Raw genomic sequence first — 25,779 nt, forward strand, 5'->3', positions numbered from 1 at the left:
TATGCGGAAACGAGGGAAAGGTTGGCGCGCCCGGAGGGAGTCGAACCCCCGACCGAGGAGGTAGAAGCTCCTTGCTCTATCCAACTGAGCTACGGGCGCGCGCCGGGGTCGGCTGTAGCGTGGATTGCGCGTTTGCGAAACGGTCTTCATACCGGTGATGCGGATGGGACGGGGGCCGATGAACGCACCAACGAGCATAGCCGCGCGCGACCTGGGCGGGCGGGCTTTCCGATATTATGATTTCGTCATGGTCGCGTTCGTCGTGATCCTGCTGCTGTCCAATGTGGTCGGCGCGGGAAAACGATCGGTGATCGACCTGCCGGGGATCGGGCTGTGGCCATTTGGTGCTGGCATCCTGTTTTTCCCGGTCAGCTATGTGATCGGCGACGTGCTGACCGAAGTCTATGGCTACGCCCGTGCGCGGCGCTGTGTGTGGGCGGGGTTCTGCGCGCTGGTTTTTCTGGCCGTCATGGAGCAGATCGTCGTCGCGCTGCCACCCGCGGCGGGGTGGAACGGTCAGGCGGCGTATGAATATGTATTCGGGCGTTCGGTCCTGATCGATCCCGCGGCGGCCACGGGATTGCGGATCATCGTCGCGTCGGTTGCCGCCTTCTGGGTCGGAGAAATCGCGAACAGCTTCGTTCTGGCGAAACTCAAGATCCTTACCGAAGGCCGGATGCTCTGGACCCGCACGATCGGCAGCACGATCGTTGCGCAGGGGTTCGACAGCCTCATCTTCTACCCGCTGGCGTTCCTGGGCGCGCCCGACTGGCCGGTCGAGGCGATGCTGTCGGTAATGCTCAGCCAGTTCGTGCTGAAGGTGTCGTGGGAGGTGTTGCTGACGCCGGCCACCTATCTGGTGGTGGGGTTCCTTAAACGCCGCGAGGGAATCGACGTGTACGATCGCGGAACCGATTTCTCGCCGTTCAAGGCGGGCGTCTGACGCACGTCCCGCCGCAGTGTCTACCACGGCTGCCCTAGCCGGACTGGCAAACGGGGCTTAGGGTGGATCGTGGAAGGAAACTCCGATGACCACCCCGTATGACAAGCAAAAAAAGCTGCACTTCGACCTGACCAACGTGGGGCTGCGCGCGCAGGCGACCGCAGTGGGGCTGGTGCAGCTCTGTCATGAACTCAAGCGCGCGAATGTGCTCGACGAGGCAGCGATCGACCGGATCAAGGATGCGATCGCCGACGAAGTGTCTGTCACGGCACCGCGCTCGCTCGCCGCGAAAGGCTATCGCGGGGAAATCCGCACCCGCCTCGACCGTCTGTTCGACGGAGAGCAGCAGGTCGGAAGCGCTGATGCAATGGCGCTCGGCCACCAGCCGGAGTGATATGGGAGACGGGGGGCTTACGCCCCGACCGTCTCCAACAGGCCTTCGAACATCCGGCGGCCATCATTCCCACCGTGCGCTGCGCCATCGATGCGGCGCTCGGGATGGGGCATCAGGCCAAGCACGTTGCCGGCGGCATTCAGGACGCCCGCAACGTTGCGCGCCGATCCGTTGACGGGTTCGGCATAGCGGAACGCAACCCGGCCTTCGCCTTCGAGCCGATCGAGCGTTTCGGCATCCGCCGAATAATTGCCGTCATGGTGCGCGACCGGGATGATGATCTTCTCGCCCGCGGCATAGCGGCTGGTGAATGCGGTCTGCGCATTGTCGACCGTCAGCGCGACATCGCGGCACACGAAATCGAGCCCGGCATTACGCATCAGCGCACCCGGCAGCAGACCCGCCTCGGTCAGCACCTGGAAGCCGTTGCACACGCCGAGCACCGGCACGCCGCGCTCGGCGGCGTCACTGACAGCGCGCATGATCGGCGACCGCGCGCCGATCGCGCCCGAGCGCAGATAGTCGCCGTAGGAGAAGCCGCCGGGGAGGGCGACCAGATCGATCCCGTCGGGCAGCGCGGTGTCGCCGTGCCACACCATCGTCGGCGCGGTCCCGCTCACCTCGCGCAGCGCGACCGCGACGTCGCGGTCACAATTCGAGCCGGGGAAGACGATGACCGCGGTCTTCATGCGCGTTCCACCCGGAAATTCTCGATGACAGTGTTGGCGAGCAGCTTGCGGCACATCTCGTCGACCTGTGCGTCGGCCATGTCGTCGGCGACGTCGAGTTCGATCAGCTTGCCCGCGCGGACATCGTTGACGCCGGCAAAGCCGAGGCCGTCCAGCGCCTTGTGGATCGCGCGACCCTGCGGATCGAGCACGCCGGGCTTCAGCGTGACGAAGATGCGGAGCTTCATAGATATGTCCTGCTGCGACGGTAGGGGATGCGGGCCGCTATGCTCGCCCGGGCTACGGGCTGCAAGTGTGGATGCGGGGGATAGTCCGCCACACATCCCTTGAAACGCTTCCCCGGCGAAGGCCGGGGCCCAGTCGAGGGCGGGTTATGGCGGGCGCTGTACCCGTTACCAGAACCTGTCCGCCTGGGCCCCGGCCTGCCCGGGGAAGAAGTAAGGTGAAGCAAGCCCCGCGGCTTACTTACCCTTGTTGAGCCGGTGCTGTTCCATGTCGAGCACCGCGCCATCGGCTTCCTCGGGCAACAGCCCGAGCCGGCGGGCGACTTCCTGATACGCCTCGACTTCACCGCCGAGGTCGCGACGGAAGCGATCCTTGTCGAGCTTCTCGTTGGTCGTCATGTCCCACAGACGGCAACCATCGGGGCTGATTTCGTCGGCGAGGATCACGCGCGGATAATCATTGTCCCACACCCGCCCGAATTCGAGCTTGAAGTCGACCAGACGGATGCCGATCCCGGCGAACAGGCCGCACAGGAAATCGTTCACGCGAATCGCCAGGTCGGCGATGTCGGCCATTTCTTCCTGACCGGCCCAGCCGAAGGCGGCGATATGCTCGTCGGTGATCATCGGATCGCCGAGCGCATCGTCCTTGTAATAATATTCGATGATCGTGCGCGGCAGCTGCGTGCCTTCCTCGATCCCGAGGCGAGTCGAGATCGACCCGGCTGCGACGTTGCGGACGACGACTTCGATCGGAATGATCTCGACCTGGCGAATCAGCTGCTCGCGCATGTTGAGGCGACGGATGAAGTGGGTGGGCACCCCGATCGCGCCGAGCAGCGTGAAGACATGCTCGGAAATCCGGTTGTTCAGTACGCCCTTGCCGCTGATCGTGCCCTTTTTCTGGGCATTGAAAGCGGTGGCATCGTCCTTGAAATACTGGATCAGCGTACCCGGCTCAGGACCCTCGTACAGGATCTTGGCCTTGCCTTCGTAGATCTGGCGGCGGCGTGCCATGTTTGCGCTAACCCCTGGAAATGAGCGGCCCCGGCAACGCGGATCACGCGGGCCGGGGCGGGAAGATCACGCCTATACCGGATCGATGCCGGGGGTGCAATCAATCGCTTGGCAGGCGTTTACGTAACCGCGTTGCGCGCCTGATACGCTGGATCGCGGTAGGCACCGCTCGACACGATTTCGCCCAGGATCTCGCCCGCCCGAACGACGTCCGCAAAGCCGAGATACAAAGGCGTCAGGCCGAACCGCAAGATGTCGGGATCGCGGAAGTCGCCGATCACGCCGCGGTCGATCAGCGCCTGGCAGATGGCATAGGCATCGGGATGACGGAACGAGATGTGGCTTCCGCGTCTTGCCGGGTCCGCGGGGCTGACGCATTCCAGTCCGGCCGCCGCGCCGATCGCTGCCAGCGTGTCGAACAAGGCCGCGCTCTTCTCCGCGACCTGCTGCTGGTCGACGTCGCGCCAGATATCGAGGCCGGCTTCCAGCGCCGCCATCCCGAGCATCGGCGGCGTCCCCGCAAGCCAGCGCGTCATGCCGGGGGCGGGGGCATAGGCGTCGGCGAATCCGAACGGTGCCGCATGCCCCATCCAACCCGACAACGGACTGGCGAGCGTGTCTTGCAGGCGCCTCGATACGTAGAGGAACGCGGGCGCGCCTGGGCCGCCATTAAGATATTTGTAGCCACAGCCGACCGCCATATCCGCCCCGGCACCGTTGAGGTCGATCGGAATCGCGCCGACGCTATGGCTGAGATCCCATAGGGTTAAAGCACCATTCTCACGTGCCTTCGCGGACCACGCTAACATATCGAAACATTCGGATGTTTTGTAATGGACGTGCGTCAGCATCAGCAGCGCGGTCTCGCTGTCGAGCGATGTCGCCAACTGGTCACGCGCGACCGAGTGGAGACGTGCGCCGGGGACACAGCCGACCGCGCCCTCTGCGATGTGCAGGTCGGTCGGGAAGTTTCCCGTCTCGCTCAGGATCGTCCCGCGCGGGGTCGCGTGGCGCAGCGCGGCAACAAGCAGTTTGAACAGATTGACCGAGGTCGAATCGGCAACGATCACTTCGTCCTCGGCCGCGCCGATCAGCCGAGCGATCTTGGCGCCGACACGGCGCGGGGCCTCGATCCAGCCTTCGTTCCAGCTGCGAATCAGCCGATCGCCCCATTGGCGCTCCGCCATGTCGGCAAGCGCCGCCGGGGTCGTTCGCGGCAGCGGCCCCAGCGAATTGCCGTCGAGATAGATCACGCCTGCAGGGATATGAAACGCATCGCGATACGCCCGAAGCGGATCGGCGGCATCGCGGGCTTGGGCTTCGGCGGGGGTCATTTCGCGAAAGCCGCGCGGATCAGGCGCTTGGTCGTCGCCCAGGCAGCGGTTTCGGGCGCGACCAGTTCGACGTGCCCGGTTTGCGCGACGACGTGCAACGCGGCGCGATCGCCTTTGCCGCGCGCGGCGGCGACGTAGTCGGTCCCCATCCGCCGCGGAATGATCTTGTCGTCCTGCCCGTTGACGAGATCCTGCGTCACGCCGATCGGCAGCAGGCGCGGCACCGATGTGTCCGCATAGACGTCGGGGCGTGAACCGGGTGCCCCAACGAGCTTGCCGACCACCTCGACCCCGCAGCCATTATCCGGGCTGGCGGCGGTGGCCTCGAGATCAGGAAGTCCGCCGAGACTGATTGCATGGGCAATCTTGAGCGGCGACCGGGTGTAAAGCGGGCTCGTCCGCGCGATCTTCCCGCGCGCGGCGAGCCACAAGGCGAGATGCCCGCCCGCCGAATGCCCGACGGCGACCACATGCTTCGCATCGAGGTGATATTTGCGCGCGTTGGTCTTCAACGCATCCGCCGCCGCCGCCGCATCTGTGAAGGTCCCCGGATAGCCACCGCCCGGCCGATCGACCCCGCGATAGTCGATGTTCCAAACCGCGATGCCATCCTTGCGCAGATCGTCCGCGATCCAGTTCATCAGACTGCGGTCCGCGATGCTGGTCGTCCAGCAACCCCCGTGAACCATCAGCACGGTCGGGAAGGGCCCCTTGCCCTGCGGCACCCACACGTCGACCTTCTGATAGGGATCGGTTCCGTAATCGACCGTCGCATCGGGCGCAGGCTTCTCGCGTTCGACTAGGTCGGGCCAGGTCAGCAGGGGTTTGGGGGCATCCTGCGCGGCAACCGCGACGGGGGTGAGCAACGCGGCGGCGGCGAGGGCGAATCTGAGCATCCCCGTATCGATACGACGCCCCCGCGCGCTTGTCGAAGGGGTGTCATGGTGATCGGATGAGTCGCGGTGGACGGGGGCGGCCCCGGCCTGCTAACCGGAACAGATGGCGACCGACATCATCGACCCCAACGACCCCTTCAATGCGATCGCCGACGCACCGTTCGATAGCGCGCTGTCGGATCGGTATCTGGTCTATGCGCTGTCGACGATCACTGCGCGCTCGCTCCCCGATCTGCGCGACGGGATGAAGCCGGTGCATCGCCGCTTGCTGTGGGCGATGCGCGCGCTGCGGATGGACCCGGGCACCGCATTCAAGAAATCGGCACGCGTCGTCGGCGAAGTGATCGGCAAATACCATCCGCACGGCGACCAGTCGGTCTATGACGCGATGGTCCGGCTCGCGCAGGATTTCTCGGTCCGCTATCCGCTGGTCGAGGGGCAGGGCAATTTCGGCAATATCGACGGGGATAACGCCGCTGCGTTCCGGTACACCGAAGCCCGGCTGACGCAGGTCGCGATCGACCTGATGGCGGGGCTCGACGAGGACGCGGTCGCGTTCAAGCCGACCTACAATAATGAGGAACAGGAACCCGAGCTGTTCCCCGGCGCCTTCCCCAACCTGCTCGCCAATGGCGCGGCGGGGATCGCGGTCGGCATGGCCACCAACATCCCGCCGCACAATGTCGCCGAACTGTACGACGCCGCGATCGCGCTGATCGACCGGTCGGGGGATCTGACCGGGTTCAACATCCTGGATCACGTTCGCGGGCCCGATTTCCCGACCGGCGGGCTCGTCGTCGATTCGCCCGCCGCGATCGCGGAGAGCTATGCGACCGGACGCGGTGGGTTCCGCGTGCGCGCGCGCTGGCAAGTCGAGGATCTTGGGCGCGGCACGTGGACCGCGATCGTCACCGAAATTCCGTACGGCGTGCAGAAGGGCAAGCTGATCGAGCAGCTCGCCGCGATCGTCAACGACAAGAAGCTGCCGATCATGGCGGACGTCCGCGACGAATCGGACGCGGTGATCCGCATCGTGATCGAACCGCGCAGCCGCACCGTCGATCCCGTCGTGCTGATGGAGAGCCTGTTCAAGCTGTCCGACCTCGAGACGCGCTTCAGTCTCAACCTCAACGTGCTTGATGCAAGCCGGACGCCGCGCGTGATGAGTCTCGCCGAGGCGCTCAACGAGTGGATCACGCACCAGTTCATCGTGCTCCAGCGGCGTACGGCGCACCGGCTGGGGAAGATTGCCGACCGGATCGAGCTGCTCGACGGCTATATCGTCGCCTATCTCAACCTTGACCGCGTGATCGAGATCATCCGCACCGAGGACGAGCCCAAGCCGGTGATGATCGCCGAGTTCGGGCTCAACGACCGGCAGGCTGAAGCCATCCTCAACATGCGGTTGCGCAGCCTGCGGCGGCTGGAAGAGATGGAGTTGCGCAAGGAGCGCGATACGCTCGATGCCGAGCGGACCGGGCTTGAGGCGCTGCTTGGCAGCGAAGCGCGGCAGCGGACGCGGCTTAAGCGCGACTTCGGCAAGCTCCGCGACCGCTACGGGCCGGAGACCACGCTCGGCAAGCGGCGCACCACGATCGAGCAGGCGGCGCCTTTGCGCGACATCCCGCTCGACGCGATGATCGAGCGCGAGCCGATTACCGTCATCCTGTCGCAGCGCGGCTGGATCCGCGCGATGAAGGGGCATGTCGATGCCGCCGGGGTCGCTGCGGTCAAGTTCAAGGACGGCGATGCGCCGCTGTTCGACTTCCACGCACAGACCACCGACAAGATCCTCGTCGCGGCGGAGAACGGACGGTTCTTTACGCTACCCGCGGACAAGCTGCCCGGCGGGCGCGGGTTTGGCGAGCCGCTCCGGCTGATGATTGATCTCGACGGCGACATCGGGATCGTCGGCGTGTTCCGCGCCAGCCAGTCCGACCGCTGGCTCGTCGCAGCGACCGACGGGCGCGGGTTCATCGTTCGCACCGCTGATACGCTGGCGGAGACGCGCAAGGGTAAGACGGTCGTGACGCCGCGGCTGGGCGCCAAGCTCAAGCTGGTCAAGCCGGTTGGGCTCGAGGACGATTACGTCGGGGCGATCGGCGACAATCGCCGACTCCTCGTCTTCCCGCTAAGCGAACTTCCCGAACTGACGCGGGGGCAGGGGGTGCAATTGATGCGCTTCCGGGATGGCGGGCTGTCCGACGCGATCACCTTCGTCTTCGCGAACGGTCTGAGCTGGCAAATGGGCGGCGATACCAAGCGCGTTCGGACCGAAACCGATCTTGGTGCGTGGCGCGCCGCGCGCGGTGCTGCGGGGCGCATGCCGCCCAACGGATTCCCGCGCGACAATCATTTCGGATGAGCAGATACGATCGCACATAGAAGCCGCAAGGCGCGAGGTAGGATCCATCTCACGCGGTCTTGCCGCGTCCTACAATGTTCTTTCTGCTCGGCTTCGTTGACCAAATCATCCCTGTTCTGAGCACCGATGCGGCAAGAAATCCGTCATCACGGGCATGGTCGACACACGGTGGAATCGTACGATTGCAGCGGCTTGTTAACTATTGCGCACTACTACCGAATGCATGGCGCTCAGGACCAAACCCGTCTTGGTGGAAGATCCCGTGGTCAGCGCGCTGACCATGATTGATAACAATGCGCTATCGGTCATGCTCGTGTCCCGCGCGATCGATTTGCTGCCGATCCCCGCTGCGCTGGTTGTCCTTGGGGATGACGGCGTTCGCATCGAGGTCTCCAATACCGCGTTCGATCTTGCAGGGCTGGGACCGGGCGAGCGACGGCAATCGCTGGTCGCGCAGATCGAGCCGCAGATCACCGCCTTCATCCGGGGCGAAACCCTGCGCGCTGAATTTCGGATCGATTTCGGCGATCTTGTGGACGGGCGCCATTACCAGGCGACCCTCGCGCGGCTGATCCGCAACCCTGAGCAACGCTGCATTCTGACACTGGTCGACCAAACCGCGGAACTGCGCACCGAACATAATCTGCGGCGCGAGATGCTGACCGACAGTCTCACGGGCCTGCCGAATCGCGCAGGATTCAGCGATCGGCTGGAAGGGTTGATCGAGGACCCCGCGACGCGAGAACGATATGCCGTTCTGGTGATCGATCTCGACCGGTTCAGCCGCGTCAACGCCTGCCTCGGGTCAATGGCGGGGGACGAACTGCTCATCACCGTCGCGCGGCGCATGAAGGGCGCGCTTCGGGCGCAGGACGTGCTGGCGCGCACGGGGGGCGACGAGTTCGCGATCCTGTTGACGCTCGAGGATGGCGCAGTCGATGCGGATCACGTGTCGAAACGCATTTTCGGCGCGCTGGCGACGCCATTCCGCTTGTCCGACTTTGAGATCCGGGTCGCCTGTTCGATCGGCATCGCCTTCGGGGCGGCCGAGATCGACGATGCGGAAGAATTGATCCGCCACGCCCAGTTCGCGGTCAAGCGGTCCAAGGTGACGGGCAAGTCCGAAGCATACCAGATTCAGGCGTTCGACATCGCGCGGGAGCAGTTCGGCATCGAAACCGCGCTGCGCCGGGCGATCGAGCGTGGACAGATGCGGCTGTGCTATCAGCCGATCATCGATCTCGCGACCGGCAAGCTCGTCGCCTTCGAATCGCTCGCCCGGTGGCGCGCGGAGGACGGGACCGAATATTCACCCAACGATTTCATTCCCGTCGCCGAGGAATCCGGGCTGATCGTTCCGCTCGGGCGGTGGGCGATCCAGGAAGCGGCGGCGACGCTGGCGGGATGGGATGCGCGCCTCGGCGGGGATTGCGGCATCAAGCTTGCGGTCAACCTGTCCGCAATCCAGTTGCAGCGCGACGCGATTGCGCCGGTGGTCCAGGCGGCGCTCGACTGCAATGGTCTCAATGGGGACCGTTTCACGCTCGAATTGACTGAAAGTGCGCTGGTTAGCGATCCCGATCGGATCGCAACGATCATGCACGCGCTCAAGGCGCTGGGCACGACGATCGCAATGGACGATTTCGGAACGGGCTATTCCAATCTCGCTTATCTGCAGAAACTGCCGATCGACGTGCTCAAGATCGACCGCAGCTTCGTGACGGGTATGCTCGCGGATCGCGACAAGATCGCCATCGTCCGAGCGATTCTCAGCCTGGCGCAGGCGCTTGGGATGCAGACCACCGCCGAGGGGATCGAGACAGTCGAGCTGTCGCAGACGCTCGCCGCGCTTGGCTGCTCCTACGGTCAAGGATACTTCTTCGCGCGGCCGCTTGAGGCGGACGCTGCTTACGCGATGCTGCTCGATCGCTGCCACTGATCGACGGCATCGTCCGCGAGCTGCGCGGTGCGATCGGCATCGGGGAAGCCTTCGGCAACCCACGCATTCTCGACCTGCCGCAATAACCGCGCGACATCGGGTCCCTTGCCGACGCCGCGTTGGACCAGCGCGCCACCGGTGAGGGGGAAGGCCGGGATCTCGAAACCGACGATCGCGCGCGCGCCCTCCACCGCCTCTGCACCCGACGTGGCCAGCAACCAGCGATCCAGCGCCCCGTCGCAACCAAGGCGATAGGCGAGGGTTTGAGGCGTGTCCCCAGGCTCCCGCTCCGGTCCACTCAGCGCCAGGATCAGGCGCCGACGCTGAGCGTTCGAAAACTTAAGCCTGTTTGCAATGACTTCGGCCACGGAAGGATCGTGCGGCAGCAGCGCAGCAAGACGGCGCAGCGGATCGGGCTGCAGACCGGCTGCCGTTTCGTGTTGTGCGACCTTGGCCATCTTGGCGACGCCGGCGGCGGTGATCTCAGGCAATACGGGCAGCAGGATGCTGTGGGCGATCATCAGCTCGAGCGTCGGCACAGCGCCCCGTGCGACCAGCAGCTTGAGCATCTCTGCCGCGATTCGTTCGCGCGACAGCGCCATCAGGTCGTTCGCGCGGGCGGTGCAGGCGGCGAGACCGTCGGGATCGGGCACGTCGCCAAAGCGCGCGTGAAAGCGGAAGAAACGCAGGATCCGCAAATGATCCTCGGCGATCCGCTGCAAGGGATCCCCGATAAACCGGACCCGGCCCGCTGCCAGATCATCGATGCCCCCGAAATAGTCGAAGATTTCCCCCGTGGCGGGGTCGGCATAGAGCGCGTTCATCGTAAAATCACGCCGCGCCGCGTCCTCGCGCCAATCGTCGGTGAAGGCGACGACCGCGTGGCGTCCATCGGTCGACACGTCGCGCCGCAGCGTCGTCACCTCGACCGGCCCGTCCGCCAGCACCGCGGTGATCGTGCCGTGTGCAAGGCCGGTCGGCACCGCCTTGATCCGCGCACGCTGGAGCGCCGCGAGAACGTCTTCGGGCGCCTGTCGCGTCGCCAGATCGATATCCGACACCGCACAGCCGAGCAGCGTATCGCGCACTGCGCCGCCGACGACGCGCGTATCCCCCGCGTCCGCTCGGAGAACGCGGCACAGCTCCTGCAACTCTGCCCGGTCGCGCCAAGCAGCAGGGGGAAGGGTCACGCGTTCCACCGCAGCCTCCGCGACAGGTTGACGATCATCGCAGCGGTCGCGCCCCAGATCCGGTGTTCTTCCCAGAAGATCTCGTGATAATGGCGGTTGCGCCCCTGCCATTCGACGCTGGCCTCGATGTGGTTGCCCGAATCGAGCAGGAAGCTGAGCGGGACTTCGAACACCGCGGCAACCTCGGTGGGGTTGGGGGTGAAGACCAGATCGGGCGGCACCACGCCAATGACCGGCGTCACTTCGAAACCGGTGACGGTGCGATAGCGGTCCGCTTCGCCGACGACGCGCACGGCGTCGCGGGGGAGGGCGATCTCTTCTTCGGCCTCGCGTAGTGCCGCCGCGATCGCGTCTGGATCGCCGGGGTCGATCCGGCCACCGGGGAAGGCGACCTGACCTGCATGACGCGTCATCGTATCGGTCCGCCGCGTCAGGATCACGCCGGGTTCGGCGCGGTCGGTCACGGGCACCAGTACCGCCGCCTGCGTGAGCGCAGACGGCAGCGGATCATGGTCGACATGGTCGCCGGTCAGCAACACGGCGTCGATCGCGGGCCCGCTCGAAAGCGCTTGCCCCAGTCGCGAGACGAGAGTCATTCCGCTGGCTCGATCGGAAAAAAGGTTCCGGCGCTCCACACGCCGGGGGGCGCGTCGCGGCCATCGATCGCGCGCTGGGCCAGATCGTAATAAACCGTCCGCCCGATTACCGCATCCAGCCCGCCGCGGACGTGCAGATACGGGCGTGGCCCGTCCTCGCGGTGTTCGAAGCGCAGCGGGTGCTCCGCATCCGCGGTGACGATGTCGCCGGTATTGAGTTTAAACACCAGAATCGCATCGCGGCCGTCGCGCTCCACCTTCATTTCGACCGCGACGAACGGTGCATCCTCGACCTCGATGTCGAGCTTTTCGACGGGCGTGACGAGCACATAGCTGCCATCCGCCTCGCGCCGGAGGATCGTCGAGAACAGGCGAACCATCGCGGGTCGGCCGATCGGCGAGCCCTGGTGAAACCACGTGCCATCGCGCGCGATCCGCATTTCGCTGTCGCCACAATGCGTCGGGTTCCAACGCTCTATCGGCGGCAGCTTATGGTCCTGCGCCAGCCGGGCAATGTCGGCGAGCGATAGGGATGAAAGGTCGGGGATCGGCTCCATGGGCATGTCGCAGGCGGTAGGACAGCGCGGTGCAGGCGTAAAGCGATGCCTGAGCGGCGCAGCCCGAAGGTCGCTCAGGCCAGCGCGTGGATGCGGGGACCGAGGATCCCGGCGCGGTCGGGCACGGCGCTGCCGCGTGCCAGCAGGCGATGCCGCTCGACCGGTCCGGGCACGCGCCACAGCGTCGTCCGGCTGGCATCGAAACCGAAGAAGCGCCCGTAATATTCTGGGTCGCCGATCAGCGTCATGGCATCGGCCAAGTGATGCCCCGCCGCAGCATCGAGCGCGTAACTGGTCAGCATCCTGCCGATCCCGCCCTGTTGGTGTGCGGGGTCGACCGCGACCGGACCGATCTGCAGCATATCCACATCGGTCGCGTCATCGCCAGCGAAGCGGATCGGCCAGCACTGGATCGTGCCGAGCAGTAGCGTGCCGGACAGCGCCGCGAAGCTCGCCTCGGGAATCACCGACATCCCCGCGCGAATACGGTAGGCGGTGCGCTCGTGACGCGCCGCGCCGAACGCGTGATCGAGCAGCATCTCGACGCGTTCGGCGGCGATGTGCGCAATCGGTACGATATCGATCGGGCTGTCGATCTTGGGGGCGACCACAGGCGTGTCCTCACCGCCGTACAGTCCCGGATGGACCGACGGGGCCGCGCGCTTTAGCCTTCGCGCGGGCGAACGCAAGAAAGAAGGAGTCTTCGCCATGAAACTCTTCGATGCCGACTGGGCCCCGAGCCCGCGGCGCGTCCGGATCTATTTGGCGGAAAAGCAGATCACGGTCGAGCGCGCGGTGATTGACTTGCGCGAGGACGAACAGTTCAGCGAAGCCTATCTCGCGATGAACCCACGCGGGATCGTCCCGGCGCTGCAATTCGACGATGGCGAAGTCCTGTGCGAGTCCGCGGCGATCTGTCGGTATTTTGAAGCAATGGGAGATCCATCCGCCCTGTTCGGCGAAACCCCGCGTGACATCGCGCGGATCGAAAGCTGGACCCGGCGGATCGAGAACGAAGCCTATGCCGCAGTCGTTTATGTGCTTCGCAATCAGCGCGCGGCGTTTCGGGATCGCGGCGTGGCGGGGAAGTGGCCGGCAATTCCGCAGATTCCTGAACTGGTTGAGCGCGGGCGTTTGATGTGGGACGCGTTCATGCTCGGGCTGGATACGCACCTTGCAAGCCGTTCGTGGATCGCCACGGAAGCGTATAGCTTTGCGGACATTTCGGCGTTGGTGACGGTGGATTTCGCCAAGGCGGTGCGGTTGACGCTGCCGGATCGGGCCAGCCATGTGGCGCGCTGGCATGCTGCGGCGACCGCGCGGCCCGGCGCTGCCGCGTGAGCACGGTTCCCCTGCCGCATCGATCTGCTATGGCGCGCCGACATTCCTTAGACGCGACCGAATGAAGGGCTTCCCTTGGACGACCGATTGACGCTGAACGTGCACGACCTCGAAGTGCAGGTGCTGACCGGCATCTATTCAGAGGAAACACATCTGCCGCAGCCGCTGCGCATCTCGCTGACGGTCGATCTGACGATACCCGAGCGCTATACGCCGGACACGCCGCTCAGCGCGTCCAAAAACTATCTCGATCTCAAGCACGCCGCGACGACGGCGTTGCCGGAAGGCGTCCACTTCACGCTGATCGAGGCGGTGGCGGATCACATTTGCGAGACGCTGTTCCTGCAGGACAAGCGCGTGACCCGGGTCGAGGTGACGATCGTCAAGCTCGCGATTGCGGAAGCGGGCGAATCGATCGGGATCACGCTGACGCGGCATCGGCGGTGACGTCGCGGTGCTGAGCAACGCGGTCGCAGCAGCACTGGCGGGGCAGGCTGCGGTGGTCGTGGCGGATGCAACTGTCGCCTTGACCGATGTGCTAGCATCGTTGCGGACAGTATCGCCCGACGACGCGGTCATCGTCCTGATCCTGCCTGACGTGTCCGCGATCGATCGTGCGATGCTGTTGGCGGCGCTGGGGCCTCTCGCGATCGAACTGGCACCGCGGCGAATCGCTGTGATCGACGTGACTACGAACGCCGCGTCCGAACGCGTCATCGCGGCGGGGCAGTATCTCGCGTCGGCATGCTCCATTACGGGACAGTCCCTGCGGGTAACCTGACCCGCGGACACGGTTCCGTCGAGGCGTCCTACGCGCCGGTGCGCCCCGCTGCGCGACCACAACTGCCGAGGCCGCTCATGATGGTGGCGTAATCCTCGGCCACGATCGCATTGTCGGCTTCGCTGCCGTGCAGCGCGGCGTCAGGCAACGTTGCGGGAAGGCTGCATGCCAGACGATACCACAGCAGCGTATCACGCGGCGGGGGCGGCGCGGACTGATCGACGACTTCGCTGAGCGCCACCGACCAGCGCGGCGGCTGATCAGGACGACGCTGTACGTTGAGCGAAATCGGGCGGTGGTCTGCGGTCGTAAGGAAGATCTGCGTCTCGCCTTCGCCCGGCAGGTCGCCCGAGGTGTAGAACGCGTTGCCAATTCCAGTGACGGTCGGTGGCGTATCCGGTGCGAGCACTTCGCGAACGATCCGCCGTGTCAGCGCCTCGTTGCTCGCGGTCCAGTTGCGCTGGGCATCGGAGCGGACCAACTGGATCTGCCCCTGGTTGTTCGCGACACCGCGCGCGAACAGCAACACGCGCATCTTGCGGTACCGTGGAGGACGACCGCGCGAATCCAATGGCACGTCGATCGTATACCCGATTCTCGGCGGCACGGCTCCGGTTCCACGAATCAAAGCCGTCACATCGGCCTCGATGTACAGTCGCACGGCATTTTGTGGGACATTTGGAGCTTCCGCCGGTTTCAGCCGGACTTCGCTTCGAACCGTCGCGTCGACGATCACGGGCGAGGCCACCACCAGGTCGGCGTAATCCGAATAGGGTACTGCGGTTAACGAAGGAGAAACCGCGGATTCCAGCGCCTTCGGTGGTGTTTGCTGCATTGCAGCAAGACTGGAAGCGGTTGCGAGAAGACAGGTAGCAAGCAGCCATTTGGGAACGTAGTTCATGCGTATCCGATACCCGACCGTGCCAGTTTTAAACAGAAATAATTCTGCCATGCATAGCTTGTACGTTTGTTGCGTCAGACAAAGCGTTTGCGTCGTGGTTTTTGGCGCGATAGAGGTTAGGGCCTGTCCAGGATACATTAACCCATGACAGGCCGGATAACGAGCGGACGTTACGGATCGGGCTTGGACCGTCGTGCCGGAATAGAGGAGTTTCGTTTCTGAATGGCTTACGCTGATCGCAATACAAGTGGCAGCCGCGCCGTGTCGATCGTGATCGTTTCGGTCATCGTCGCACTGTTCGCGTGGGGCTTCGTGAACGGTCTGACCTTCAAATATATCAAGAAGGTTACCGAGAAGTTAAACACGTTCGACGTCGTCGAGCCGCCACCACCGCCGCCTGACAAGCCGCCGCCCCCGCCGCCCGAACAGCCGCAGCTGCAGACCCCGCCGGTCGTGTCGCCGCCGCCGATCGTGCGCGTGCAGGCTCCGCCGCCGCCGGTCACCACCGTCATCACCCCGCCGCCATCCGCGCCCATCACGGTCGTGGCTGCTGCGCCGGCTCCCGTGCCGGTTCCGGCACCGCCTGCGGCACCGACCGTCAGCAAGGCGGCAGGACCCAAGGGGAACCCGGCCGACTGGATCACGAACGACGATTACCCGTCGGACGCGCTGAGTGCGGAAGCACAGGGCACGACCAAGATCCGTTGGGACATCAGCCCGGCAGGCCGCGTCGAGAATTGCACGATCGTCGCATCCAGCGGCAACTCGTCGCTCGATCGCGCAGCCTGTAGCGCGTTGACGCGGCGTGGGCGCTATTCGCCTGCGCTGGATCAGAACGGTGCGCCGATGCGGACCAGCGGCCAGTCGCGCAACGTCGTTTGGCGTCTGCCAGAATAAACCCAATCCTAGCCGTGAGGGCCTGCGAAGGGGCCCCATGGTGATCTTGTCGAGAAGGAAGTCCTCTAATGTCCATTATCATCCTCGCTGCCGAAGGTTCGGCTGCAGACAATTTCGGCTTCATGAACGCGATGAAGCAGGGCGGCCCCGTCACGTGGACGACCGCTGCGATCCTGACGATCTTCCTGTTCTTCACGCTCTACATCCTGTTCACCAAGATTTTCGAGCAGCAGAAGATCATCAACCAGGGCCGTCGCGTCCGGGCAACCTTCTGGAATTCGAACTCGCTGAAGGAAGGCGCTGCCAAGCTCGAGAAGAACTCGGCTTACAAGCAGATCGTCGATGACGGCCTGGCCGCTCAGGAGCAGCACGGCCGCCTGACCGATCCGGTCGAGGCACATGACTGGCTCCACGGTTCGCTCTCGCGTTCGGAAGCCATCATCAACTCGCAGCTGGGCGGCGGTCTCGCCTTCCTCGCAACGGTCGGCGCAACCGCACCGTTCGTCGGTCTGTTCGGTACGGTGCTTGGTATTTACCGCGCACTGATCGGCATCGGCCAGGCTGGCCAGGCATCGATCGACAAGGTCGCAGGCCCGGTCGGTGAGTCGCTGATCATGACCGCTTTCGGTCTGGTCGTCGCGGTTCCCGCAGTGCTCGCGTTCAACTACCTGCAGCGCCGCAACAAGGCGATTGCAGAGCACCTGAGCGCGTTCTCGACCGACGTTCTCGGCTACCTCGCTTCGGACGGCGCAGTTCGCCCGGCAGCAACGCGCGCAGCGGCACCGGTCAAGGGTGCAGCGGTCGTTGGTGGCACGAAGGCGGCTGCTCCCGGCACGACGACTGCCGGCCAGGCAGGTGGCGTCCAGACGCGCGTCTAAGGACGATACGGGGTCGTCCAACCGGGCGACCCCGCTTTTCTAGCCACTCGGACGTGCCGGGTGGCCTGACTGATACGGATAGGATGGCCTTTCATGGCGATTAGTACTGGTGGTGCAGAAGACGCCCCGATGTCCGACATCAACACGACCCCGCTCGTGGACGTCATGTTGGTGTTGCTGATCATCTTCCTCATCACGGTTCCGGCGATTGTGCAGAGCGTCAAGCTGAAGCTGCCAGACGTTAAGTACGACCCGACCGTGACCAAGCCCGAGAACGTCTCGCTCTCGATCACGCGCGAACCCGGCGGCGCCTGCGCCGTTTACTGGGGTCTGACCCGCGTGACGCATGAAGAACTGCTCAAGCGCGCGACTGACAAGCTCGAGGAAATCGTCAAGAAGGCAGGTGGCGCCGCTAACCTGACGACCGAGGATCTCCCCGAGGCACATATCCGCGGCGACGTGGAAACGCCGTACCGGTGCATTGGTGGTGCAATCTACACGATGCAGTCGGCAGGTTTCGCCAAGGTCGGCTTCATTTCCGAGCCGCCCCCCACCGGCGGTCCGTCATCGTAAGCGTGCGCTAGCACCTAGGAGTAATACCCATGGCTATGAGTGTAGGCGGCGCCGAAGGCGAGCCCATGATGGACATGAACACGACGCCGTTGATCGACGTCATGCTCGTGCTCCTCATCATGTTCATCATCACGATCCCGATCCAGACCCACGCGGTTAAGGTCGATCTGCCGATCAACGACCCGAACCAGGTCAAGCCGGCAGTCGATCCGCAGAAGAACAAGATCGTCATCACGCCAGACGGCGTGGTTCTGTGGAACGGCGCACCGACCGACGCGGCGACCCTGCAGCAGTATCTGACGCAGACGACTCAGCTGAACCCGGAGCCGGAACTTCACTTCCAGCCCGATCCGGCTGCGCGCTACGAAAAGGTCGATCAGGTCCTTGCGATCATCAAGCGGTCGAACGTTTCCAAGCTCGGCTTCATCGGCAACGAGCAATATCGCAACGAATTCTAATCGTTAGAATATAGTTGAGGTTTCAAGGCGGTCCTTCGGGGCCGCCTTTTTTTCGTCAATGCGTAACGGGCGCCATCCGAAAATCCGCCTTGCTGCCGTTTCACATATATGACACGTTAGTGTCACAAAATTGAAACCTTCCGATATTGGAAGGGCGAGGAGGTGGAGTGGTGAAAACCTTGCAACTTGTGGCTGCGACGGCAGGCTTGTTCGTGGCAGCACCCGCGGTCGCGCAGGACGACTATAACGGCGCGACGCAGATCCTGCAGGGCGACTATGCCAGTGCGGAAAAGGTCATCCTCAAACAGCAACGGATGTTTCCGGGGGATGCAGATCTCCTGCTCAATCTCGCGCGCATCTATAGCCTGACGGGCCGCACCAGCGAGGCGCGTGCGACCTACAGCGCCGTGCTTGCACGCCCCGATGACCTGATGGATCTGCCGAACGCGGCGCGACCACAGTCTTCCCATGCCCTGGCAGGTGCCGCATTGCGACGGCTCGACGGCTATCAGATCACCGCGCGCTAAGGCTTTTAGCGAGCATGATGGGGGGGGGCTGTCGGCGTGCTAACGGGCCGGCGGCCTGGGCCCAGGTAAGCGCTCGCGCCGTCTGCTTTGGTCGCGGGAAGCTGGAGGGTTATGGCCCGTTACGAGCGAGACCGCTCACAGGCGCGGCAACGTGACTCCGCGCTGCCCCATGTATTTGCCCGCACGGTCGGCATAGCTCGTCTCGCACGGCTCGTTCCCTTCGAGAAATAGAAACTGACACGCGCCCTCGTTGGCGTAGATCTTCGCGGGCAATGGCGTCGTGTTCGAGAATTCGAGCGTGACATGGCCTTCCCAGCCGGGCTCTAGCGGCGTCACGTTGACGATGATTCCGCAGCGGGCATAAGTCGACTTGCCCAAACAAATGACCAGCACGTCCCGCGGAACGCGGAAATACTCGACCGTCCGCGCCAGTGCGAAGCTGTTCGGCGGGATGATGCAGCAGTCGGTCTTCCGATCGACAAAGCTGTTCGACGCGAAATCCTTCGGGTCGACGATGACGCTGTCGATGTTGGTGAACACCTTGAACTCGTCAGACACGCGGGCGTCATAGCCGTAGGACGACAGGCCGTAGCTGATGCACCCGTCACGCTTCTGCCCATCGACGAACGGCTCGATCATGCCATGCGCAAGCGCCTGCTCGCGAATCCAGCGGTCGGACATGATCGACATGCAATGCTCCTAAAAAGGTTTGCCCGTTTCGCGCGATAGGCCGCGGCAGGCAAGAACGATCAGACCGGCTTGCCAAGCCCGAGGTCCGCAGGGCCGAATGCATGCGGCAGAAGCTCCGATAGCGGATAGCGCTCGATCTGGTCGCCTTCTGCCGGGCCGCACCAGACAACCACGTCGCGACCGCCGATTTGCGCAGCTTCGTTGATGACCTGACGGCAGCGACCGCACGGGCCGACCGGCGCGGTGCCGGTCGGGCGACCGTCCGCGTCCATCGCCCCGCCGATGATGCCGATCGCGACCACGCGCGCCAGATCGCCCGCGCTGTTGACGGTGGCAAGCGCGACTGTCTCTGCGCAAAGCGACAGACCGTAGCTCGCATTCTCGAAATTGGCCGCGGTGACGATGCGCCCGTCGTCGAGCAATACCGCCGCGCCAACCGCGAAGCGCGAGTATGGCGCATGCGCGTTACGCGCCGCCGTGCGGGCTGCGGCGATGAGGGTGGCTCCGGTGGACGAATCGGTCATGGCAGCTTCTTTCATGGTCGGACGACATCCCAATGCACGGGTTTGTCGATCCCTTCGATATGCCGCGCATCATTCGCCTGCCACATCCGCCACGTGCGCGAAGGATAATCCGGGGCGAGGTAATTCTGCACGGCCCATACCGACCGGGGAAGATCCGCGGTTACGGCATAAGCGGTATCGAACGCTCTGGTGATCTTGATGAGCACGGGCTTGCCGGTATGCGCCTCGACCATCTCCATATATCGGCGAAGGTCCTCCCGAACCTTCGCGGGCGAGGGACGGGTAGTGCAGTCCGCGGCGAAGTCGAGCACGACCGCCGCCGGCAGCGAATCTTCGGTGCGTGGGACGGTGGTGTTGAAGTTGTTGGCTTGGTCGGTCGCTGGCTTGCACAAGGAGTAACGATGCATCGCCCCGCGCCGCATCCCGGTCTCGCCGACGGCGTTCCAATTTTCCTCGAACCGCGTATCGCGGCGATCGGCACCGACCGTGGCGCGGAGGTAAGCAAAGTCCGCACCGTCGCGCTTCACAGCCCACCAGTCGACCGGCCCATCGACGCCCGACACATCGACCCCCTGAAAGGTGTAAGGTGCCCCGGGTCGCCATGTCATCGACAATACCCAAGCCACGATCGCTGCCACCCCGAGCGCCACGGCGACGCTCGCGAATACAGCGACCAGTCTGCCCAAACGGCGAACGGTCAACGCTTTACCCCTGCTCTTATGCTTTGATGTGGAGGACGCAGATCAGCGTGAAGAGGCGTCGCGCGGTGTCGAAATCGATTTCGATCTTGCCGGCCAGCCGTTCGCGGAGAAGCTCTGCGGCTTCGTTGTGGATGCCGCGGCGCGCCATGTCCACCGTTTCGATCTGCGCAGGCGTCGCATTGCGGATTGCCTGGTAATAACTGTCGCAAATCGCGAAGTAATCTCTGATCGGTCGGCGGAAGCGGCCCATCCCCAGCACATAGGTTTCGAGCAACGTCTCGTCATTGCGGTGGATGGCGATCGCGAGGCGGCCTTCCTCGACAGCCAAGGCGATTCGATAGGGCCCTGCATAGCTGTCCGGATATTCGCGCTGAGGCGCGAAATGGTTGCCTTCGATCAGGTCGAAGATCGCAATCCGCCGCTCCTGTTCGATATCCGCAGAACGCCACAGAATCGTGCGCTCGTCGAGCGTGACGGCAATGATGCGCGGATCGGCCATATGCCTGCCGTAGAGGGGAAGGGCAGGGAGAATCAACGCATTCCCGTCGTGCATATGCGGGGCGTTGCGCAAACTGTCCGGCGGCAATGCGGTTTGCCGGTTCTATCCACAATGATACCAACATCTCTTGCCGAACTTGTTCGCGGGATACGCACATGCTTGTCCACAGACATATCCCACGAATTGCCGGAGTTATCCCGGCGATACCAACAGCTTTTCCGCACCTCACCTACAGGCAATACCGGAGTTATCCGCATACTTATCCACAGGTGCGACGAGCGGTAGATCGCAACACGCTTGAGCGGTCGGCTCGACAGGTCCAGACCGCGCGCATGGCCACCGCATTTGCTCCTCCGCCCGTCGTCCCCGAAGCCGTTTCCTTGCCGCAGAACGTCGAGGCGGAAGCGGCGATGCTGGGGGCGATGATGATCGACAACCGGCTTGCCGACGATCTCGTCGACAAGCTGCAACCCGAGCATTTCTTCGAACCGCTCCACGGGCGCATTTTCAGCGCGATCAAGATGCTGCGCGGTAACGACATGCTGGTGACCCCGGTTACGCTGCGCCCGATGTTCGAACAGGATGCGGGGATGCGCGAACTGGGCGGCCCGGCGTATCTCGCGCAGCTGACGGGTAGCGGTGCGGGCCTGATCGGCGCGCGCCAGTTCGCCCAGCAGATCTATGATCTGGCGATGCTGCGGACGCTGGTGACGGTGGGGCGCGGGCTGGTCGACCGCGCGATGGACACGTCCGAGGAGGTGAATCCACGCGCACAGATCGAGGCCGCAGAGGAGGAACTGTTCAAGGTCGCGGCCGATGGTGGCAGCGAGAGCGCGATCAAGTCGTTCGCGCAGGCGACGACGCTTGCGGTGCGCAATGCTGAGAAGGCGCTCAACAGCGGGGGTGGCCTGTCGGGGATCACCACCGGGCTCGACAGTGTCAACGCCAAGATCGGTGGCATGCATCACAGCGATCTGATGATCCTCGCCGGACGTCCGGGCATGGGCAAGACCTCGCTTGCGACCAACATCGCGTTCAACGCGGCGGCGCGCTGGATGCGCGACATGCAGGACGGCATTAAGCCCGCCGATTCCGTCGGCGCGAAGGTCGCGTTCTTTAGCCTCGAAATGTCCGCCGACCAGCTTGCGACGCGTATTCTGTCCGAGCAGGCGCGGATCAGCTCGGAAGCGCTGCGCATGGGCAAGATCAGCCGCAACGAGTTTAATCAGCTTGCCGCCGCCGCCGCGGACCTCGAGAATCTCCCGCTGTTCATCGATGACACCGCGGGCCTGACGATCGGTGCCTTGCACACGCGAATGCGGCGGTTGCAACGACGGCATAACAACGAGATCGGGCTGGTGGTCGTCGACTATCTCCAGTTGCTGACCGGGTCGGGCAAAAGCTCCGAGGGCAACCGCGTGCAGGAGATTTCCGAGATTTCGCGTGGGTTGAAGACGCTTGCGAAAGACATGAACGTGCCGGTGATGGCGCTGTCGCAGCTCAGCCGCGCGGTCGAAAGCCGCGAGGACAAGCGCCCGATGCTGTCGGATCTGCGCGAATCGGGATCGATTGAGCAGGACGCAGACATCGTCTTCTTCGTGTTCCGCGAGGATTATTACGTGGCGTCTCGCGAGCCGAAGCGCCCGGTCGAGGGGGACAATCCGAAGGTGTTCGAGGATCACGCGCAATGGGCGCTTGAGATGGAGCGGGTGTTCGGCCTAGCCGAGTTGATCGTTGCCAAGCAGCGCCACGGCGCAACCGGCAAGGTGATCCTGAAGTTCGAGCCGAGCGTTACGCGGTTCAGCGATTACGTGGGGTATTGAGAAGCGGGCTGTCGCAGCGTTCCCTTGCCGCTGCCGCTTCCCCGGCGAAGGCCGGGGCCCAGTAGCGGAGGTTGTTGTTGGTTAGCGCAGCGACTGCTTCAGCACGGTGACTTCTGGGCCCCGCCCTCCGCCGAGAAAGGGCAAATTGGGGAAGCGCTAATATGACAAGGGGCAGACGTTCAGAACACCGGTTCCTCACCCGGCGCCTCCGGAACATGGATCCCGCATTCGACCTTGTCCCACCCGCGCCAGCGCCCCGCACGCGGATCTTCGCCGGGTTGCACCTTGGACGTGCACGGCGCGCAGCCGATCGACGGATAGCCCTGCGCCTCCAGCGGATGGCGCGGCAGTTTATGGTCGGCGAAATACGCTTCCAGTCGGGTCTTGTCCCAGTCTGCAAGCGGGTTGATCTTCAACCGCCCCTCGTCTTCCTCGAACCGGGGCATTGCGATCCGCGTGCCCGCCTGAAAGCCCTTACGCCCCGAGATCCAAGAATCGAACGGTGCGAGCGCACGCCGCAACGGTTCGACCTTGCGCAGGTCGCAGCATCCGTCGGGATCGTAATTCCAGCGAAGCCCCGTCGCGTCCTTGGCAGCGAGCAACCGCGGATCGGGACGGAAGACGCGCAGGTCGGTGAACCCGAGCATCTCCGACAGCTGGTCACGATACGCCAGCGTCTCGCCAAAGATCTTCTGTGTGTTGAGGAAGATCACCGGAATGTCGCGATCGACCTGCGCGATCAGGTGGAGCAGCACCGCGCTTTCTGCCCCGAATGAGGAGACTGCGGCAACACGGCCGCGTAATTCGCCCGTCAGCAACTCGCCGAGTAGGTCGCCCGTGCCGACGCCAGCATAGCGCGCCTCCAGCGCCGCTGCGTCGGCAGGCGTGAAGGGCGCGACGTCGATCAGGTCGAGTTTGCGCGCGCTGCTAGCCATGCCGTAGTTTCCACACCGGAACCTGGCCGTCGGCGGCCTTCTGATAGACGTGATCGTAGCGAGTCAGCGCTGCTTCCAACGTTGCCGGATCGATCTCTGCTTCGGGCGCGAAGCTGTCGAAACCGCACCGCTTCATGAAGAGGACCTGATCGACCAGCACATCGCCCTGCGCGCGGAGTTCGCCGGTGTAGCCCGCTTCGCGCAGAATCCGCGCTGCCGAATAGCCTCGCCCATCGCGGAAACTCGGGAAGCTGACCTCTACCAGCGCGATCCGGTCGAGATGCGGGAGCAGCGCACGTGCGTCTTCCCCCGCTTCGAGGCGGACCGCGGTGGCGTTCGTCTGCGTGTCGAGGAAAGCGTCGAGCGTGACGGCTGGCTCGTCGTGGGTAGCATCAACCATAAAGCGCTTCCTTGAACGGTTCCATGCCGAGCCGGCGGTAGGTATCGAGGAAGCGTTCGCCCGCTTCCCGCTTGTCGAGATAGACGTTGGTCACGGTCTCGACCGCGTCGACGATGCCGTCCTCGCTGAAGCCGGGGCCGGTGATCCGCGCGAGGCTCGTGTCTTCCGCGCCCGAGCCGCCGAGGAGAAGCTGGTAATTCTCGGTGCCCTTCTTGTCGACGCCGAGGATGCCGATGTGGCCCGCATGGTGGTGGCCGCAGGCATTGATGCAGCCGCTGATCTTGAGCTTCAGCTCGCCGAGGTCGCGCTGGCGCTCGGGGTCGGCGAAGCGCGTGGCGATCTTCTGCGCGACCGGGATCGAGCGGGCGTTGGCAAGGCTGCAGTAATCGAGGCCGGGGCAGGCGATGATGTCGCTGATCAGATCGACGTTGGCAGGCGCCAGACCGGCCGCGTCGAGCGCACTCCAAACGTCGTGAAGGTCGCTTACAGCAACGTGCGGCAGGACGATATTCTGCGCATGGGTCACGCGCAACTCATTGAAACTGAACCGTTCTGCCAGGTCAGCCATGACGTCGATCTGGTCGGCCGTGGCATCGCCGGGGATGCCGCCGGTGGGCTTCAGGCTGATCGTGACGATCGCATAGCCGGGCTGCTTGTGCGCGACGGTGTTCTGCGCGCGCCAGGCGTCGAACGCCGGGTTGGGCGCGGTGTCGGCCTGCGGACCCACCGCGGCGAAGGCGGGGGGCGCGAACATCTTGGTAATGCGGTCGAATTCGGCCTTGGGCGGATCGAGCCCGAGCGCCTTGACCGCGACGAACTCCTCCTCGACCTGACGGCGATACTCATCAGCGCCGAGTTCGTGGATCAGGATCTTGATCCGCGCCTTGTAGATATTGTCGCGGCGACTGTAGCGATTGTAGACGCGCAGACACGCCTCGACATAGCTGAGCAAGTCGTCCGCCGTGACGAAGTCCTTGATTTCGGGCGCGATCATCGGGGTGCGGCCCATGCCGCCACCGACGAAGATCCGCCCGCCGAGCACACCGTCACGCTCGATCAGCTGGATGCCGATGTCGTGAAGCCGCATCGCTGCGCGGTCCTCGTCCGCGGCGATCACCGCGATCTTGAACTTGCGCGGCAAGTAGCTGAATTCGGGGTGGAAGGTGCTCCACTGGCGGAGCAGCTCGGCCCACACGCGCGGATCGGCGACCTCGTCCGCGGCGGCTCCGGCGAACTGGTCGGACGAGATGTTGCGGATGCAATTGCCGCTGGTCTGGATCGCGTGCATCTCGACCGTCGCCAGTTCGGCAAGGATATCGGGCGCTTCGGACAGCTTGATCCAGTTGTACTGGATGTTCTGGCGCGTCGTGAAATGGCCGTAGCCACGGTCATATTTACGCGCAATGTGCCCGAGTATACGCATTTGCCGCCCGTCGAGAGTACCATATGGCACCGCTACGCGCAGCATATAAGCATGAAGTTGCAGATACAGACCGTTCATCAACCGCAGCGGCTTGAACTGATCCTCGGTGATCTGCCCCGCGAGGCGGCGCTTCACCTGATCGCGGAACTCCTCGACGCGGGCGTCGACGATCGACTGGTCGTACTGGTCATATTTATACATGGGCAATTCCGGGCAGGATCGCAGAAGGGGTTTTCACGCAAAGGCGCGAAGCCGCGAAGAGGAGAGACGATCGGTTTGCGAGA

The 25,779-nt window shown here is 64.1% G+C and carries 30 protein-coding genes and 1 tRNA gene; 13 read left to right on the top strand and 18 right to left on the bottom strand.

Going from position 1 to position 25,779, the window contains the following annotated elements:
* Window positions 1-22: 22 nt before the first annotated feature.
* A tRNA-Arg gene (locus AC3WJR_RS02900) sits at window positions 23-99 on the bottom strand.
* A 79-nt stretch (window positions 100-178) separates the two neighbouring features.
* Here AC3WJR_RS02900 and AC3WJR_RS02905 point away from each other — a divergent pair.
* Complete coding sequence (locus AC3WJR_RS02905) at window positions 179-943, top strand: queuosine precursor transporter (RefSeq protein ID WP_492722133.1); 765 nt, start codon at window positions 179-181, stop codon at window positions 941-943.
* An 85-nt stretch (window positions 944-1,028) separates the two neighbouring features.
* Complete coding sequence (locus AC3WJR_RS02910; RefSeq protein ID WP_492722135.1) at window positions 1,029-1,337, top strand: hypothetical protein; 309 nt, start codon at window positions 1,029-1,031, stop codon at window positions 1,335-1,337.
* A gap of 17 nt (window positions 1,338-1,354) precedes the next feature.
* On the opposite strand, the gene purQ is transcribed toward AC3WJR_RS02910, so the two are convergent.
* From purQ to AC3WJR_RS02935, 5 genes are all read right to left on the bottom strand, one after another.
* Window positions 1,355-2,026 (bottom strand): phosphoribosylformylglycinamidine synthase subunit PurQ, encoded by a 672-nt coding sequence (gene purQ / locus AC3WJR_RS02915; protein WP_492722136.1) that lies wholly within the window; start codon window positions 2,024-2,026, stop codon window positions 1,355-1,357.
* Window positions 2,023-2,253, bottom strand: coding sequence for a phosphoribosylformylglycinamidine synthase subunit PurS (purS, locus tag AC3WJR_RS02920; RefSeq protein WP_131531432.1), 231 nt, complete (start codon window positions 2,251-2,253; stop codon window positions 2,023-2,025). The genes purQ and purS overlap by 4 nt, the downstream gene beginning before the upstream one ends.
* A 234-nt stretch (window positions 2,254-2,487) precedes the next feature.
* Window positions 2,488-3,267 carry a phosphoribosylaminoimidazolesuccinocarboxamide synthase gene (gene purC, locus AC3WJR_RS02925; RefSeq protein ID WP_354279811.1) on the bottom strand — a complete coding sequence of 260 codons (780 nt, stop codon included), beginning with the start codon at window positions 3,265-3,267 and terminating at the stop codon, window positions 2,488-2,490.
* 119 nt (window positions 3,268-3,386) lie between these two features.
* Window positions 3,387-4,601, bottom strand: a complete 1,215-nt coding sequence (gene kynU / locus AC3WJR_RS02930; protein WP_492722137.1) for a kynureninase — start codon at window positions 4,599-4,601, stop codon at window positions 3,387-3,389.
* Window positions 4,598-5,497, bottom strand: a complete 900-nt coding sequence (locus AC3WJR_RS02935) for an alpha/beta hydrolase (RefSeq protein ID WP_492722139.1) — start codon at window positions 5,495-5,497, stop codon at window positions 4,598-4,600. The genes kynU and AC3WJR_RS02935 overlap by 4 nt, the downstream gene beginning before the upstream one ends.
* Window positions 5,498-5,600: 103 nt before the next feature.
* Between AC3WJR_RS02935 and parC the strand changes: the two genes are divergently transcribed.
* Together parC and AC3WJR_RS02945 are read left to right on the top strand one after the other, a co-directional pair.
* On the top strand, window positions 5,601-7,862 hold the full coding sequence (gene parC / locus AC3WJR_RS02940) for a DNA topoisomerase IV subunit A (RefSeq protein ID WP_492722141.1): 2,262 nt from the start codon (window positions 5,601-5,603) through the stop codon (window positions 7,860-7,862).
* Window positions 7,863-8,085: 223 nt separating this feature from the next.
* Window positions 8,086-9,801, top strand: a complete 1,716-nt coding sequence (locus tag AC3WJR_RS02945; protein WP_354279819.1) for a putative bifunctional diguanylate cyclase/phosphodiesterase — start codon at window positions 8,086-8,088, stop codon at window positions 9,799-9,801.
* Here the strand turns inward: AC3WJR_RS02945 and AC3WJR_RS02950 are convergent.
* From AC3WJR_RS02950 to AC3WJR_RS02965, 4 genes are all read right to left on the bottom strand, one after another.
* Window positions 9,771-11,000: a CCA tRNA nucleotidyltransferase gene (locus tag AC3WJR_RS02950; protein WP_492722143.1), complete on the bottom strand. Its 1,230-nt coding sequence runs from the start codon at window positions 10,998-11,000 to the stop codon at window positions 9,771-9,773. The two genes, AC3WJR_RS02945 and AC3WJR_RS02950, sit on opposite strands and share 31 nt — an antisense overlap.
* Complete coding sequence (locus tag AC3WJR_RS02955; RefSeq protein ID WP_492722145.1) at window positions 10,988-11,587, bottom strand: CoA pyrophosphatase; 600 nt, start codon at window positions 11,585-11,587, stop codon at window positions 10,988-10,990. Before AC3WJR_RS02955 ends, AC3WJR_RS02950 begins: the two co-directional genes overlap by 13 nt.
* A complete protein-coding gene (locus tag AC3WJR_RS02960) occupies window positions 11,584-12,150 on the bottom strand; it encodes a DUF1285 domain-containing protein (RefSeq protein ID WP_492722146.1) in 567 nt (188 codons plus the stop codon). The genes AC3WJR_RS02955 and AC3WJR_RS02960 overlap by 4 nt, the downstream gene beginning before the upstream one ends.
* Before the next feature lie 68 nt (window positions 12,151-12,218).
* The gene (locus AC3WJR_RS02965) at window positions 12,219-12,683 is read right to left on the bottom strand and encodes a GNAT family N-acetyltransferase (protein WP_492724130.1); all 465 of its coding nucleotides are present in this window, start codon (window positions 12,681-12,683) and stop codon (window positions 12,219-12,221) included.
* 169 nt (window positions 12,684-12,852) lie between these two features.
* Here AC3WJR_RS02965 and AC3WJR_RS02970 point away from each other — a divergent pair, with 169 nt between their 5' ends.
* The 3 genes from AC3WJR_RS02970 (at window position 12,853) to AC3WJR_RS02980 (ending at window position 14,266) form a co-directional block, all read left to right on the top strand.
* Window positions 12,853-13,485: a glutathione S-transferase family protein gene (locus tag AC3WJR_RS02970; protein ID WP_492722148.1), complete on the top strand. Its 633-nt coding sequence runs from the start codon at window positions 12,853-12,855 to the stop codon at window positions 13,483-13,485.
* Between the two features lie 75 nt (window positions 13,486-13,560).
* Window positions 13,561-13,932 carry a dihydroneopterin aldolase gene (locus AC3WJR_RS02975; RefSeq protein ID WP_492722150.1) on the top strand — a complete coding sequence of 124 codons (372 nt, stop codon included), beginning with the start codon at window positions 13,561-13,563 and terminating at the stop codon, window positions 13,930-13,932.
* A 7-nt stretch (window positions 13,933-13,939) separates the two neighbouring features.
* Entirely contained in the window at window positions 13,940-14,266 is a 327-nt protein-coding gene (locus tag AC3WJR_RS02980; protein ID WP_492722152.1) for a Rossmann fold domain-containing protein, read from the top strand.
* Window positions 14,267-14,294: 28 nt separating this feature from the next.
* Here AC3WJR_RS02980 and AC3WJR_RS02985 read toward each other — a convergent pair whose 3' ends face one another.
* Window positions 14,295-15,305, bottom strand: a complete 1,011-nt coding sequence (locus AC3WJR_RS02985; protein ID WP_354279831.1) for a hypothetical protein — start codon at window positions 15,303-15,305, stop codon at window positions 14,295-14,297.
* A gap of 84 nt (window positions 15,306-15,389) precedes the next feature.
* Between AC3WJR_RS02985 and AC3WJR_RS02990 the strand changes: the two genes are divergently transcribed.
* The 5 genes from AC3WJR_RS02990 to AC3WJR_RS03010 all read left to right on the top strand — a co-directional run bounded on the left by AC3WJR_RS02990 (window position 15,390) and on the right by AC3WJR_RS03010 (window position 18,500).
* Window positions 15,390-16,064: an energy transducer TonB gene (locus AC3WJR_RS02990; RefSeq protein ID WP_354279833.1), complete on the top strand. Its 675-nt coding sequence runs from the start codon at window positions 15,390-15,392 to the stop codon at window positions 16,062-16,064.
* 68 nt (window positions 16,065-16,132) lie between these two features.
* Window positions 16,133-16,942: a MotA/TolQ/ExbB proton channel family protein gene (locus AC3WJR_RS02995; RefSeq protein ID WP_354279835.1), complete on the top strand. Its 810-nt coding sequence runs from the start codon at window positions 16,133-16,135 to the stop codon at window positions 16,940-16,942.
* A gap of 93 nt (window positions 16,943-17,035) precedes the next feature.
* Entirely contained in the window at window positions 17,036-17,515 is a 480-nt protein-coding gene (locus AC3WJR_RS03000) for an ExbD/TolR family protein (RefSeq protein ID WP_354279837.1), read from the top strand.
* Window positions 17,516-17,544: 29 nt separating this feature from the next.
* Window positions 17,545-17,973, top strand: a complete 429-nt coding sequence (locus AC3WJR_RS03005) for an ExbD/TolR family protein (protein WP_354279838.1) — start codon at window positions 17,545-17,547, stop codon at window positions 17,971-17,973.
* A 170-nt stretch (window positions 17,974-18,143) separates the two neighbouring features.
* The gene (locus AC3WJR_RS03010) at window positions 18,144-18,500 is read left to right on the top strand and encodes a tetratricopeptide repeat protein (protein WP_492722160.1); all 357 of its coding nucleotides are present in this window, start codon (window positions 18,144-18,146) and stop codon (window positions 18,498-18,500) included.
* Window positions 18,501-18,635: 135 nt separating this feature from the next.
* Here AC3WJR_RS03010 and dcd read toward each other — a convergent pair whose 3' ends face one another.
* Genes dcd through AC3WJR_RS03030 form a run of 4 tightly spaced genes read right to left on the bottom strand, consistent with a single transcriptional unit; the run spans window position 18,636 to window position 20,914 of the window.
* Window positions 18,636-19,190: a dCTP deaminase gene (gene dcd / locus AC3WJR_RS03015; protein ID WP_010162822.1), complete on the bottom strand. Its 555-nt coding sequence runs from the start codon at window positions 19,188-19,190 to the stop codon at window positions 18,636-18,638.
* 59 nt (window positions 19,191-19,249) lie between these two features.
* Window positions 19,250-19,714 carry a cytidine deaminase gene (locus tag AC3WJR_RS03020; RefSeq protein WP_492722162.1) on the bottom strand — a complete coding sequence of 155 codons (465 nt, stop codon included), beginning with the start codon at window positions 19,712-19,714 and terminating at the stop codon, window positions 19,250-19,252.
* A gap of 11 nt (window positions 19,715-19,725) precedes the next feature.
* Window positions 19,726-20,415, bottom strand: a complete 690-nt coding sequence (locus tag AC3WJR_RS03025) for a glycoside hydrolase family 25 protein (RefSeq protein WP_492722164.1) — start codon at window positions 20,413-20,415, stop codon at window positions 19,726-19,728.
* Between the two features lie 16 nt (window positions 20,416-20,431).
* Window positions 20,432-20,914, bottom strand: coding sequence for a UPF0262 family protein (locus AC3WJR_RS03030; protein ID WP_354279846.1), 483 nt, complete (start codon window positions 20,912-20,914; stop codon window positions 20,432-20,434).
* 332 nt (window positions 20,915-21,246) lie between these two features.
* On the opposite strand from AC3WJR_RS03030, the gene AC3WJR_RS03035 reads away from it, so the two are divergent.
* A complete protein-coding gene (locus tag AC3WJR_RS03035; protein ID WP_354279848.1) occupies window positions 21,247-22,737 on the top strand; it encodes a replicative DNA helicase in 1,491 nt (496 codons plus the stop codon).
* Between the two features lie 179 nt (window positions 22,738-22,916).
* On the opposite strand, the gene AC3WJR_RS03040 is transcribed toward AC3WJR_RS03035, so the two are convergent.
* Genes AC3WJR_RS03040 through AC3WJR_RS03050 form a run of 3 tightly spaced genes read right to left on the bottom strand, consistent with a single transcriptional unit; the run spans window position 22,917 to window position 25,696 of the window.
* The gene (locus AC3WJR_RS03040; RefSeq protein ID WP_354279850.1) at window positions 22,917-23,672 is read right to left on the bottom strand and encodes a phosphoadenylyl-sulfate reductase; all 756 of its coding nucleotides are present in this window, start codon (window positions 23,670-23,672) and stop codon (window positions 22,917-22,919) included.
* Window positions 23,665-24,072, bottom strand: a complete 408-nt coding sequence (locus AC3WJR_RS03045) for a DUF934 domain-containing protein (RefSeq protein ID WP_354279852.1) — start codon at window positions 24,070-24,072, stop codon at window positions 23,665-23,667. The genes AC3WJR_RS03040 and AC3WJR_RS03045 overlap by 8 nt, the downstream gene beginning before the upstream one ends.
* Window positions 24,065-25,696, bottom strand: a complete 1,632-nt coding sequence (locus AC3WJR_RS03050) for a nitrite/sulfite reductase (RefSeq protein WP_492724133.1) — start codon at window positions 25,694-25,696, stop codon at window positions 24,065-24,067. The genes AC3WJR_RS03045 and AC3WJR_RS03050 overlap by 8 nt, the downstream gene beginning before the upstream one ends.
* Window positions 25,697-25,779 lie beyond the last annotated feature (83 nt).

It is taken from the genome of Sphingomonas sp. FW306-05-A (genome assembly GCF_058782275.1).